The organism is Streptomyces sp. NPDC025793 (assembly GCF_055558375.1).
On the sequence record NZ_JBVHMR010000026.1, the window covers coordinates 19166 to 31307 of the forward strand.

Here is a 12142-nt window from a genome sequence, read left to right on the forward strand (position 1 = left end):
TGCCGGTGGCGACGGGCTGTGCCGTGGCGTCCGCTGAGGAGGCCGTCCGGACCCGGGACCTCGTGAAGTGGTACCCGAAGCGGGACCGTCCGGCGATCGACGGGCTGACGTTCTCGGTGGCGCGGGGTGAGATCTTCGGGCTGCTGGGTCCCAACGGCGCGGGGAAGACGACCACGATCGGGGTGCTGACGACCCGGGTGCTGCCCACGCAGGGCGAGGTGTCGGTGGGCGAGGTGGACCTGCTGCGCGACGGCGCCGAGGCGCGCCGCTGGCTGGCCGTCGTCAGCCAGTACAACAACCTCGACCGGGGCCTGACGATCCACCAGAACCTGCTGATGCACGGCCTGTACCACGGTCTGTCGCGCACGGTGCGGCGGCAGCGGGCGGACGGTCTCCTCGCGGAGATGGGCCTCGCCGACCGGGCCGGCGCGAAGGTCGGCCAGCTGTCGGGCGGCCAGCAACAGCGGGTGAAGATCGCCCGCGCGCTGATGCACGAGCCGTCGGTCCTGTTCGTCGACGAGCCGTCCACCGGCCTCGACCCGCAGTCGCGCCTGTTCGTGTACGACAAACTGACCGCGCTGCACGCCCGGGGCGTGACCGTGGTGATCACGACGCACGACATGGGGGAGGCGGCCCGCCTCTGCGACCGCGTCGGCATCATGGACCACGGCAAGCTGATCGCCCTGGACACGCCGAAGGCCCTCACCGCGTCCCTGCCCGGCGGCACGGCCGTCGACCTGGCGGTGGACGGCGACGTGCGGGAGCTGGCGGCGGCGCTCGCCCGGGAGCCCGGCGTCTCGGCGGTCGAGCCGGTCGGCGAGGACACGCCGGGCCGGCTGCGGCTGCACACCAGCGCCGATCCCACTCCCCTCCTCGCGCGCGTGCTGCGCGTGATCGGCGAGCACGGCTGCGAGGTGCGCGACGTCGGCGTGCGCCGGCCGAGCCTGGAGGACGTCTTCATCCGGCTGACCGGCAGGGGGTTGCGTTGAGCGCGACGACATCGGTGACGCGGGCCTGGAACGGGTTCCGCACGACGCTGTGGCGGGACCTGTTCATCATGGTCCGCGAACTGCCGAGGGTGCTCGCGCAGACCGTCGTCCAGCCGTTCTTCATGCTGCTGGTGATGGGCAAGGTGCTCACCGAGATCGGGTACGTCCGCGCGGACTACGCGCCGGTGCTGCTGCCGGGGATCATCGCGCTGACCGCGTTCCTCGGGGCGCTGCAGAACACCGCGCTGGGCCTCGTCTTCGACTTCGACCTGACGCGGGAGCTGGAGGACCGGCTGCTGCTGCCGGCGCCGCTTTATGTGGTGGCGCTCGCGAAGATGGCGTTCGGGGCGCTGCGCGGGGTGCTGTCGGCGGTGGTGATCCTGCCGGTCGGGTTCCTGCTCCTCGACACGGTGTGGTCCGCGGGCGACCTGCTGGTGGTGGCGCCGCTGGTGGTCCTCGGCTCGCTGTCCGGGGCCGCCGCCGGGCTGCTGCTCGGCACGAGCGTGGAGTCCCGCAACATCGCGGTCTGGTTCGCGATCGCGGTCACCCCGCTCACCTTCACCGGCGCCACGCAGTACCCGTGGCCCGCACTCGGGCACACCCTGTGGTTCCAGGTGCTGTGCGCCGTCAACCCCCTCACCTACCTCAGCGAAGCCCTGCGGGCCGTCACCGCGCCGCAGGTCCCGCACATCGCCCTGTCCGTCGACGTCGCCGTCCTCGTGGTCTCCGTCCTGCTGTTCGGGGCGCTGGCCGTGCGGGGCTTCTACCGGCGCGCGCTGGACTGACCCCCCTCGCCCCACACCGGAACGTTAAGGAGTTGGCCATGAGCGACGCCGCTCGATCGACGGGCGCCTCGCCCGTGCCCGAACGGGTCGTGGTGACCGGCGGTGCCGGTTTCCTCGGCTCCCACCTGTGCCGTGTCCTGCTCGGCGCGGGCCGCGAGGTGGTCTGCGTCGACAACCTGTGCACCGGCCGCCTGGCGAACGTCGCCGACCTGGCCGGGCATCCCCGGTTCCGGTTCGTGGAGGCGGACGTCACCGAGCCGCTCACCGTGAACGGGCCGGTCGGCGCGATCGCCCACCTCGCGTGCGCGGCGTCCCCCGTCGACTACTTCAACCTGCCCGTGGCGACGCTGCGCGCCGGCGGCCACGGCACGTACAACATGCTGGAGCTGGCCCGCGAGAAGGGCGCCCGCTTCCTGCTCGCGTCCACCTCCGAGGTGTACGGCGACCCGCTGGTGCACCCGCAGACCGAGGAGTACTGGGGCAACGTCAACCCGGTCGGGCCGCGTGCCGTGTACGACGAGTCGAAGCGGTTCTCGGAGACGATGACGGTCGCTTTCCGCAAGGAGTTCGGGCTGGACGCGGGGATCGCCCGCATCTTCAACACCTACGGCCCGTCGATGCGCGCCGACGACGGCCGGGTCGTGCCGGCGTTCATCACGCAGGCGCTGCGCGGCGAGCCGCTGTCGGTGATGAGCGACGGCCGTCAGACGCGGTCCCTGTGCTACGTGGACGACACGGTCGACGGCCTGGTCGCGCTGCTGGACCGCGCGGAGGCGGGCCCGGTGAACCTGGGCAACCCGAACGAGATCACCATCCTCGAACTCGCGGAGCTGATCGTGGAGATCACCGGCAGCCGCTCCCCCCTCACCCACATCCCGCCGCACCCGGACGACCCCCGGCGCCGCAGGCCGGACATCGAGCGTGCGCGGACCCGGCTCGGCTGGGAGCCGCGCGTCGCCCTGTCCGACGGTCTGAAGCGGACCGTCGAGTGGTTCGCCCAGAACGAGACCGAAACCCAGAGCCAGACCGAAGCCAAGAGCCAGACCGAAGCCCACGCCAAGGCCGTTACCGGAGGCACTCCCCGATGACCACCACCCCCAGCATCGCGATCATCGGCGGCGGCTGGAGCGGCTGCACGGCCGCCCGCCTCCTCCTCGACCGGGGCTACCGCGTCCACCTGTTCGAGCGCGACCAGCAGCTCGGCGGGCACTCCCGCTCCGAGGTCCTCGGCGGAGTCGTGTTCGAGCCGAACGGGCCGCACATCTTCCACACGTCGAACGCCGAGGTCGCCGCCTTCGTGCAGCGGTACGGCATGCGGCGGGCGTTCGAGCACAAGGTGCTCACCGAGATCTTCCTCGACGACGAGGAGGACCCGCGCTACCTGTCCTGGCCGCCGCAGGTCGACGAGATGCGGGAACTCCCGCTGTGGGGGCGGATCGAGAAGGAGCTGGCGAACCTGCCCGAGACTCCGTCGACCGCGAACTTCCAGGCGTACTCGGAGTCCATCATGGGCCCGACGCTGTACGACCTGTTCGTGCGGGACTACACGATCAAGCAATGGGGGCGTGAACCCGCCGAGCTGTCCGCGGACTTCGCGCCGAAGCGGCTCGACCTGCGCACCGACGGCAACCGCCGGCTGTTCCGCGACCCGTGGGAGTTCTACCCGGAGCGCGGCTTCCAGGAGATCATCGAGCGGATCGCCGAGCCGGTCCCGGTGACGGTCGGCGCGACCCTCGACCACACCGACCTGGACGACCTGGCCCGCGAGCATGACGCGGTCGTCATCACGGCCGCGCTGGACGACTTCGCGGGGCAGCCGGACGCCCTGGAGTGGCGGGGCATCCGGACCGTGTCCCGCTATGTCCCGCTCGACGACCCGGCGGCCACGCTGACCCCCGGCTACCAGGTCAACCGGCCCTCGCTGCGCCGCTCCTACACGCGGACCATCGAGACCAAGCACGCCACCGGGCAGCGGATCGGGGCGACGGTGGTGAGCGAGGAGTACCCGGGGGCGCCGTACCGGCACTATCCGGTGCCGACGGTCGACTCCCGCTACGAGAAGCTCAACGTCTCGCTCCAGGAGTCGATCCGGGAGAACGCGCCGCTGCCGGTGTTCTACTGCGGGCGCCTCGCGAATTACGTGTACATCAACCAGGACGAGGCGATCGCCCAGGCGATGGCGTGCGCGGACGAGGTGCACGGCTTCTTCTCGCAGGCGGTGTCGTGAACGTTCTCGTCACGGGCGGGGCGGGTTTCATCGGCTCGCATCTCGTGGACGCGCTGCTGCGGGCGGGACACGCGGTCAGCGTGATCGACGACCTGTCGACCGGTCTCGTCCAGAACCTCGACACGGCACGGGAGTTGGGCCTCGCCGAGTCCGATCTGCACGTCGTGGACATCGCGTCCGCCGAGGCCGCGGAGGTGATCCGCCGGGTGCGTCCCGAGACGGTGCTGCACCTCGCCGCGCAGCCCTCGGTGTCGGTGTCGATGCGGGATCCCCGGCTGGACGCGCACAGCAACCTCACGGGTCTGCTGAACGTCCTGGTCGCGGCCCAGGAGGCCGGCACCGGCAAGGTGGTGTTCGCGTCCAGCGGCGGCACGATCTACGGCGAGCCGCAGGCGCTGCCGATCGGGGAGGACGCGCCGCTGTCCCCCCGCTCGTTCTACGGCCAGTCGAAGAAGGCGGGCACCGAGTACGTCCGCCTGTTCGCCGAGAAGCACGGCATGGCGTACGCCTGTCTGGCGCTCGGCAACGTCTACGGGCCCCGGCAGAACCCGCAGGGCGAGGCCGGGGTGATCGCGATCTTCGCCCAGCGGCTGCTGGGCGGCCGTCCGTGCCTGGTGTTCGGCGACGGCCACAACACGCGGGACTACGTGTACGTCGCCGACGTCGCCGACGCGTTCGTGCGGGCTCTGGAGCGGGGCAGCGGGCTCATCAACATCGGTACGGGCGTGGAGACGTCGGTGCTCGACATCCACGCGGCGCTGGCGAAGACTCTGGACTCGGACGCCGCCCCCGTCCACGAGCCGGCGCTGCCCGGTGAGGTGCGGCGGATCTGCCTCGCCGTGGAGCGGGCGGAGGAGCAGCTCGGGTGGCGGCCCCGGGTGTCGCTGGAGGACGGGATCCCGGGAGTGCTCGACTCCCTGCGGTGAACATGAGCACAAAGAGGGGGCCCGGACCGGGGAGTCCGGGCCCCCTCCCCCATGTGTCAGACGGTGACGCGTCCCACCGCCATGCAGGTGAAGCCCAGCGCGCCGAGCTTCTCCCGGTCGAGGGCGTTGCGGCCGTCGTACAGGAGCGTGCCGCGCATCCGCCCGGCGACCTCCGCCCAGTCGGTGTCCTGGAGGTCGGCCCACTCGGTGACGACGATCAGCGCGTCGCAGTCCTCGGCGGCCTCCGCGACCGTCTTGGCGCGGCGGACCCGCGTCCAGGGGCCGGTGGTGGGCAGGCGGGCCATGGGGTCCCAGCCGGTGACCTCGCAGCCCTCGGCGAGGAGCCGGGAGGCGATGACGGCGGAGGGGGCCTCGCGCATGTCGTCGGTGTCGGGCTTGAAGGTGAGGCCGAGCAGGGCGATCCGCCGGCCGTCGAGCCCGCCCAGCTGCCGCTTGACGCGCTGGACGGCGCGCCGGGGCTGGAGGTCGTTGACCTCGATGACGGCCGACAGCAGCTGGAAGGGGTACCCGCTGTTGGAGGCCATCGCGCGCAGCGCGCGGGAGTCCTTCGGGAAGCAGGAACCGCCGTAGCCGAGACCGGCGTTGAGGAAGTGCGGGCCGAGCCGGTGGTCCATGCCGACGGCGCGGGCCACCTCGACGACGTCGGCGCCGGTCTTCTCGCAGACGGCGGCGATCTCGTTGATGAACGTGATCTTCGTGGCGAGGAGGGCGTTGGCGGCCAGCTTGACCATCTCGGCGGAGGGGACGGTCATGATCTCGACGGGCCCCTCGACCCCCCGGTGCAGTGCGGCGACGAGCTGTGCCGTGGCCTCGTCGTAGGAGCCGACGACGACCCGGTCGGGCCGCAGGAAGTCCTGGACGGCACGCCCCTCGGCGGTGAACTCGGGGTTCGCGGCGTAGCCGACGTGCGCGAGACCGGCCGCGTCGAGGGCGCGGCGGACCTTCTCGCCGGTGCCGACCGGGACGGTCGACTTGAGGACGACGGCCTTGAGGTGCGCAGCGCCGGTGAGGTCGGCGACGACGGACCAGACCCGGGAGAGGTCGGCGTCACCGGAGGCGGTGGGCGGGGTGTCGACGCAGATGTACGCGACCTCCGTCCCGTCGAGGGCGCCGGCTGCGTCCAGCGTGAACGTCAGCCGCTCCCGGTGCTCCCGGATCAGCTCTTCGAGTCCGGGTTCGTAGATGGGGACCTGACCGGCGTTCAGCATGTCGACCCGTTCGGGGACGATGTCCCGCACGACGACCCGGTGTCCCAGTGCGGCGAGGCAGGCACCGGTCACCAGACCGATGTAGCCCGCGCCGAATACGCCCACCCGCATGGCCGTCCTACCTCTCCGCCGATTCGGCCGGGCCCGCGGCGCGCGGCCTGCGGATGCCCTGTTCCTCCAGCATGGCCAGCAGGCCGTCCACGGAGACTCCGCCGTCGTCGTCCGGCGCGAGGCGTGAGCCCCAGCGTCCGGCGTCGGCCTCCAGCGTCCCGGAGACCTCCCCGATCACCGTGTCGAGGTCGTCGTCCTGCTCGGCGACGAAGAGCGCGCGGCGAACCACCGAGGTGCGTTCCAGGCGGGCGACGCGCTTCCCGTCGGCGAGGTGGACGAGGCCGAGGCCCTCGGTGTCGGCCTCGTGGACGAGGTCGGCGAGTCCCTCGGGGGCGAGCCGCCAGCCGGGGGTGCAGTGCAGCCGGAAGGGCGCCGGGAAGGAGGTGTCACCGGCGTCGGTGACGAAGCGGACGCGTCCCTCGTGCGCGTACTCGGCGCGGACGAGGCGCAGGTCGGCGAGGGGGTCGGCGAGGACCTTGCGGCGGCCGTCGGTGAGGGTGTCCCAGGCGCCGACGAGGGTGACCCGGACGTCGGGGAGGCTGCCGCCCAGGACGGCGTCGACGCTGGCGCGGACGTCGTCGTGGGAGGCGCCCGTGGTGTCGATGACGACGTCGACGTAGGGGACGAGCCACTGGCGGCGGACGGCCTTGCGGCCCAGGCGCATGGTGGGGATGCGGTCGGTGAGGTGGGGGCGGATGAAGCCGAGGAGGCGCTGCTGGTCGCGTTCGATGGTGGGCGCGCCGAGGTGCCAGGAGCGGGCCTCGTGCTCGGGCACGAAGACACCGCCGGCCTGGGAGAGGCGGTAGCCGAGTTCGCTGTCCTCACCGAGGATCAGCTTCGGGTCGGAGTCCCCGGCCGCGCGCAGCAGGTGGCGGTGGGCGGAGGCGGTGGAGCCGACGAGGGTGGTGCCGACGCTGGGGCCGGCGGTACGCAGGTCGTCGGTGGCCTTGCAGACCGTCTCGATCCAGTGGTTGGGGCGGCTGGCCTCGATGGCGTAGAGGCGGTCCTCGGCGCCGTCGGCGACGGCGGCGTGCACCTCGGCGGGGGTGAGGTCGCCGGGCATGAAGTCGACGACGCGGCGGCTGCCGAGGACGACGAGGTAGCGGGCGAGGTGGTGCCAGCGCAGCTGTGCTTCGAGGTGGTCGCGGAAGGCGAGGGTGTCGGCGTCGATCCATACGACGACGTCGCCGTCGGCGGCCTCGGAGCCGCTGCGCACGGCGTGGCTGCGGCCCCAGCCGCCGGGCGCGGAGGAGATCAGCCGGGTGTTCCCGGGGGCGAGTTCGGGCAGCCGGATCGCCGGGCTGCTGCCGTCGTCCACGACGATCACCTCGGTGAGGTGCGCCGGGTAGGACTGGGCGGCGAGCGCGGCGAGGGTCAGGTCGAGGGCTTCCTGGCCGCCGTGCGCGGGCACGACGACGCTGGCGGTGAGCCGGGGTTCCCAGCCGCCGAGCGGGGGCGGGGTGAGGGTGGCGTGGTCGTTGCCCCGGACGCGGGGCTGCGGCGGGACGGTCATCCCACAAGTCCTTCCAGGTGGTCCACCGCGGCCTCGACGGGCGGCAGGGTCAGCATGTGGCGCTGTGCGCTGCGGGCACGCACGGCGGTGTCGGTGTCTTCGAGGACGCGGGCGCAGGTCTTGGCGACCTCGTCGGCCTCCGCTTCCTCGATGCGCAGGCCGAGGCCGAGTTCGGCGACGCGTTCGGCGTTGTGCATCTGGTCGCCGAAGAGCGGCAGGACGGCCATGGGGACACCGGAGCGCAGGGCTTCCCGGACGCTGTTGTAGCCGCCGTGGGTGGCGAACAGGTCGGCGCACTGGAGCAGCAGGGGCTGCGGGAAGTGGTCGACGACGTGGACGTGGCTCGCGGCGAGGTCCGGGTCGACGGGGATGCCACCGGTGGCGACGATCGCGGTGCAGTCGAGCTGGGAGAGGCCGGCGATATACGCCTCGGGGACGATGGACAGGGGGTTCTCGGTCGCCTTGTCGGGCAGGGTGCCCTCCTCGGGGGTGAAGCCGGTGAGGAGGGTGCCGCTGGCGGCGAGCACGAGGGGTTTGTCGGCGGGGAGGTCCGCGATCCAGTCGGGGAGGCTCTCGCCGCGGGTGACGGTGGGCGGCTGCTGGTAGGCGAACGCGTCGGGGGCGCCGGGGCGGGCGAAGGAGAGGCCCGCGGGGACGCAGTCGAGGCGGCCGTGCCGGTACAGGGCGCCCGGGTCGTCCTCCGGCGCCAGGCCGAGCGTGTCGCGGTGGGCGGCGAGGGCTTCGGTGACGGCGTCGGCGTCGAGGAACTGGCCGGTGCCCGACGGCGCGGGGACGTGGACGGCGCCGAGGGTCTCGGCGACGAGGAACCCCGCCATGTCGGTGCCGTCGCGCAGTACGAGGTCGGGCGCGAAGTCCTCGGCGATCGGCAGCAGGGTGCGGTAGTTGTCGGTGACGTGGGGGCCGCAGCCGGTGAGGACCCACAGCCGCTGGTCGAACAGGTCGAGGTCGGCGGGCAGGGCGACCGTGCCGTCCCGCAGCGCGCCCATGACCTGGTCGGCGAGTTCGGGCAGGACGGGCACGGTACGGACGTCCTCCCCCGCGAAGACCTGGGCGGGTCTGGGCGGGACGACGACGAGCAGCTCGTGCCCGGCGTCGGCCAGCGCCCTCACCAGCGGGAGCATGGCGCGGGCGTGGGAGGGCGTGCCCGTCAGGGTGGCGAGGACGCGCATGGGGTGCCTTTCGGACGGGTCAGGGCCGCAGGGCGCCGGTCATCTCGGTGACGAGGGCCTGGGCGTGGGGGGTGATGAAGAAGTGGCCGCCGTCGAACGTCCGCAGCCTGAATTCGGCCTCGGTGAGCCCGGACCAGGCGTGCAGTTCGCGTTCGTCGGCGCGCGGGTCGCGGGTGCCGCCGAAGACGGTGAGCGGGATCGTGAGAGCGGCCTCGGGGATGTACCGGTAGCTCTCGTTGACCTCGAAGTCGGCGCGCAGCGTGGGCAGGAAGACGTCCAGGAGGTCGGGTTCGCCGAGCACGCTCTCGGGGGTGCCGCCGATCTCCCGCAGGTGCGGGACCAGTTCGGGGGTGGGCATGGCGAAGAGCTGGGGGCGGACGTCGGGCAGGTGGGGGGCGGCCCGGCCGGACACGAAGAGGTGGACGGGCTCGGGGGCGCCCTCGGCGCGCAGGCGGCGGGCGAGTTCGTGGACGACGAGGGCGCCGAGGCTGTGCCCGTAGAGGGCGTAGGTGCCCTCGAAGTGCCCGTCGAGGCTCTCCATCAGGTCGTCGACGAGGGGGGCGAGCTGCGTGTGGGGCTTGTCCTGGTAGCGCTCGGCGCGGCCGGGCGGCTGGAGGGGGCAGATGTCCACGCCGGGGAGAGTGAGGTCGCGCCAGGGGGCGTACATGGCCGCTCCGGAGCCCGCGTTGGGGTAGCAGAACAGGCGGGGGCGTTCGGTGGCCACCTCGCCGAAGGGGAGCCAGCAACTGGTCACAGCACCTCCACCGTGAGGTAGTCGGGCGGGGACTGGACCCGCCCGAGGTCGGCTTCGAGGACGACGTGGTCGCCGTCGCGCTCGGCCTCGGTGAACCCGGCGAACGCGTAGGTGACGTACATCATCCGGTTGCGGCCGGTCTCGACGAACTCGGCCCGCAGGCCCGCCCCGGCGCTGGCTGCGAGGCCCATGATGTGGTTGAGCAGGACGGTGCCGACGCCCCTCGACATGACGCGGCAGGACATCAGCATCATCCGCAGGTGCCAGTGCTCGGCGCCGAGTTCGACGAGGGCGAGGCCGATCTTGCCGTAGCTGCCGTAGCGGTCGGTGAGGGAGGCGACGAGCAGGAGGTGGTCGTCGGAGCGGCGCAGCTCGTCGAGTTCCTCGTAGGAGTAGGTGCGGCCGGTGGAGTTGAGCTGGTTGGTGCGGACGGTGAGTTCCTCGGCGCGCTGGAGGTCCTCGGTCTGGGCGGGCGCGATGGTGAAGCGCATGCCGAGAGTGGCGAGGAACTCCTCGCTCGTGCCGGTGTGCTCCTGCTCGGCCTGGTCGCGCACGACCGTGCTGGCGTACATCTCGCGGCGCACCCGGGACTCGTCGGTGACGAAGCGGGGCGTGAAGCCCTCGCCGTCGAGCGGTGAGAGGTCGGCGGCGTCGACCGTGGTGACGGCCGGGTGGGCGTGGGTGACCTCCTCGCGTTCGAAGGGCTGGTCGTCGACGAAGGCGATCGCGTCGAGGCCGATGTTGAGGGAGGCGGCGACCTGGTTCACGGAGTCCGACTTGGGGTTCCAGCCGATCTGCGGGTACAGGAAGTAGTGGTCGAGGCCTTCGGCCTTGAGGCGGGCCAGCGCCGCTTCCGGGTCGTTGCGGCTGACGACGGAGTGCAGGACGCCGAGTTCGTCGAGGCGCCGAATGTGGGCGACGGCCTCGGGGCGGACGGTGACGTCGCCGTCCTCCAGGAGGATGCCGTCCCACAGGGTGTGGTCGAGGTCCCAGACGACGCACTTGATCTGGCCCCGCTTGAGCGTGGTCACCGGGTCACCTCCTGGTGTGCCTGTTCGGCGATGGTGATCTGCTGGAGTTCGGTGGAGCCCTCGATGATCTCCATGACCTTGGCGTCCCGGTAGAGCCGGGCGACGGGGTGCTCCGGGGAGCAGCCGGCGGCGCCGTGCAGCTGGACGGCGACGGACGCGCAGGCGGCGGCGGTCGTCGAGGCGTGGTACTTGGCGATCCAGTTGGCCATGATGGCGGCCGGGTCGTCGGCGTCCTTGAGGCGTCCGGCCTCCCGGCACAGCAGGCGGGCGGCGCGCAGGCCGGTGACCATGTCGCTGATCTTCTGCCGGACGAGCTGGCGGTCGAACAGCGGGCCCTCGCTCGTGGTGCGGGCGGTGGTGTAGGCGACGCTGGCGTCGAGGCAGGCCTGGATGATGCCGACGCTGCCGCTGGCCACGCTGAACCGGCCGAAGTCGAGGGCGGAGGTCATGACGGTGCCGGTGGCCCAGCCGAGGGGGCCGAGGACGGCGTCGTCGCCGAGCGGCACGTCGTCGAGGATCACCTCGGCGAGCATGCTGGCGCGGGTGCCGAGGATGCCCGAGAGGGGTTCGACGGTGACGCCGACGGTGTCGCGGGGCACCAGGAAGGCGGTCATGCCGCCGTCGGTGCGGGCGAACAGGAGGTAGAGGCCGGCGACCTGGCCGCCGGTGATCCACTTCTTGCGGCCGTTCAGGACCCAGCCCTCGCCGTCGCGCACGGCGGTCGTGGCCGACACCGACGGGTCGCTGCCGCCCTCGGGCCCGGTCAGGGCGAACGCGCCGAGGAGGGACCCGTCGGTGAGGCCGGGCAGCCAGCGGGCGCGCTGGGCGTCGTCGCCCCAGTGCCGAACCGACCAGGACGCCATGCCGTGGACGGTGAGGAGGCTGCGCAGCGAGGAGCAGCCGCGGCCGATCTCCTCGTGGATCTCGCCGACGGTGACCATGGGTGTGCCGGTCAGGAAGGGCGCCCACAGGCCGAGGTCCGCGACCCGTTTGAGGAGGTCGCCGGGGATGTGCTCGTCCCGGTCGAACTCCTCGACGCGGGGCCGCAGTTCGTCGTCGACGAAGGCGCGGACGGCGGCGAGGAGCTCCCGGCTGTCGGCGGCGGTCATCCGGCGGAGGCGGTGGCCGCGGTGATCCGCTCGACGACGTCGGTGATCGCCGTCACCGAGCGGAAGTTCTCGCGGCGCAGTTCGGTGTTGGGGACGCGGACGCCGAACGCCCGCTCCACGAACATGACCAGTTCCATCGCGAACAGGGAGTTCACGAAGCCCATCTCGAAGATGTCCTGGTCGTCGTCGAAGGTGATCTGGGGGAACCGGCCGCTGATGAACTCCCGGATCCGGGCACGGGCGTCGGTGTTGCTCATGATCTGTTTCTCCTTGCCGGA

General features: G+C 72.2%; 12 protein-coding genes. 5 read left to right on the forward strand and 7 right to left on the reverse strand.

Translation table 11 applies throughout. The features are described 5' to 3' along the window. Nucleotides 1-23: 23 nt before the first annotated feature. From ACZ4MF_RS34730 to ACZ4MF_RS34750, 5 genes are read left to right on the forward strand one after another with little or no spacing between them, the layout of a single operon-like run. A complete protein-coding gene (locus ACZ4MF_RS34730) occupies nt 24-989 on the forward strand; it encodes an ABC transporter ATP-binding protein (protein ID WP_467496408.1) in 966 nt (321 codons plus the stop codon). Continuing rightward, nucleotides 986-1774: an ABC transporter permease gene (locus ACZ4MF_RS34735; RefSeq protein ID WP_467496410.1), complete on the forward strand. Its 789-nt coding sequence runs from the start codon at nt 986-988 to the stop codon at nt 1772-1774. Before ACZ4MF_RS34730 ends, ACZ4MF_RS34735 begins: the two co-directional genes overlap by 4 nt. 38 nt (nt 1775-1812) lie before the next feature. After that, nucleotides 1813-2862: a UDP-glucuronic acid decarboxylase family protein gene (locus tag ACZ4MF_RS34740; RefSeq protein WP_467496412.1), complete on the forward strand. Its 1050-nt coding sequence runs from the start codon at nt 1813-1815 to the stop codon at nt 2860-2862. Then, nucleotides 2859-4001 (forward strand): FAD-dependent oxidoreductase, encoded by a 1143-nt coding sequence (locus tag ACZ4MF_RS34745; protein ID WP_467496413.1) that lies wholly within the window; start codon nt 2859-2861, stop codon nt 3999-4001. Before ACZ4MF_RS34740 ends, ACZ4MF_RS34745 begins: the two co-directional genes overlap by 4 nt. Then, entirely contained in the window at nt 3998-4927 is a 930-nt protein-coding gene (locus tag ACZ4MF_RS34750; protein ID WP_467496415.1) for an NAD-dependent epimerase/dehydratase family protein, read from the forward strand. The genes ACZ4MF_RS34745 and ACZ4MF_RS34750 overlap by 4 nt, the downstream gene beginning before the upstream one ends. Nucleotides 4928-4983: 56 nt before the next feature. On the opposite strand, the gene ACZ4MF_RS34755 is transcribed toward ACZ4MF_RS34750, so the two are convergent. The 7 genes from ACZ4MF_RS34755 to ACZ4MF_RS34785 are packed head-to-tail and all read right to left on the reverse strand — an operon-like array spanning nt 4984 to nt 12121. Then, the gene (locus ACZ4MF_RS34755) at nt 4984-6267 is read right to left on the reverse strand and encodes a UDP-glucose dehydrogenase family protein (RefSeq protein ID WP_467496417.1); all 1284 of its coding nucleotides are present in this window, start codon (nt 6265-6267) and stop codon (nt 4984-4986) included. Nucleotides 6268-6274: 7 nt separating this feature from the next. After that, nucleotides 6275-7780: a glycosyltransferase gene (locus ACZ4MF_RS34760; protein ID WP_467496419.1), complete on the reverse strand. Its 1506-nt coding sequence runs from the start codon at nt 7778-7780 to the stop codon at nt 6275-6277. Further along, the gene (locus ACZ4MF_RS34765) at nt 7777-8970 is read right to left on the reverse strand and encodes a glycosyltransferase (RefSeq protein WP_467496421.1); all 1194 of its coding nucleotides are present in this window, start codon (nt 8968-8970) and stop codon (nt 7777-7779) included. Before ACZ4MF_RS34765 ends, ACZ4MF_RS34760 begins: the two co-directional genes overlap by 4 nt. A gap of 19 nt (nt 8971-8989) precedes the next feature. Then, on the reverse strand, nt 8990-9724 hold the full coding sequence (locus ACZ4MF_RS34770) for a thioesterase II family protein (RefSeq protein WP_467496423.1): 735 nt from the start codon (nt 9722-9724) through the stop codon (nt 8990-8992). Continuing rightward, nucleotides 9721-10755 (reverse strand): HAD-IIIC family phosphatase, encoded by a 1035-nt coding sequence (locus tag ACZ4MF_RS34775; protein WP_467496425.1) that lies wholly within the window; start codon nt 10753-10755, stop codon nt 9721-9723. The genes ACZ4MF_RS34770 and ACZ4MF_RS34775 overlap by 4 nt, the downstream gene beginning before the upstream one ends. Beyond that, complete coding sequence (locus ACZ4MF_RS34780; RefSeq protein ID WP_467496427.1) at nt 10752-11864, reverse strand: acyl-CoA dehydrogenase family protein; 1113 nt, start codon at nt 11862-11864, stop codon at nt 10752-10754. The genes ACZ4MF_RS34775 and ACZ4MF_RS34780 overlap by 4 nt, the downstream gene beginning before the upstream one ends. Continuing rightward, entirely contained in the window at nt 11861-12121 is a 261-nt protein-coding gene (locus ACZ4MF_RS34785; RefSeq protein WP_467496429.1) for an acyl carrier protein, read from the reverse strand. The genes ACZ4MF_RS34780 and ACZ4MF_RS34785 overlap by 4 nt, the downstream gene beginning before the upstream one ends. Nucleotides 12122-12142 lie beyond the last annotated feature (21 nt).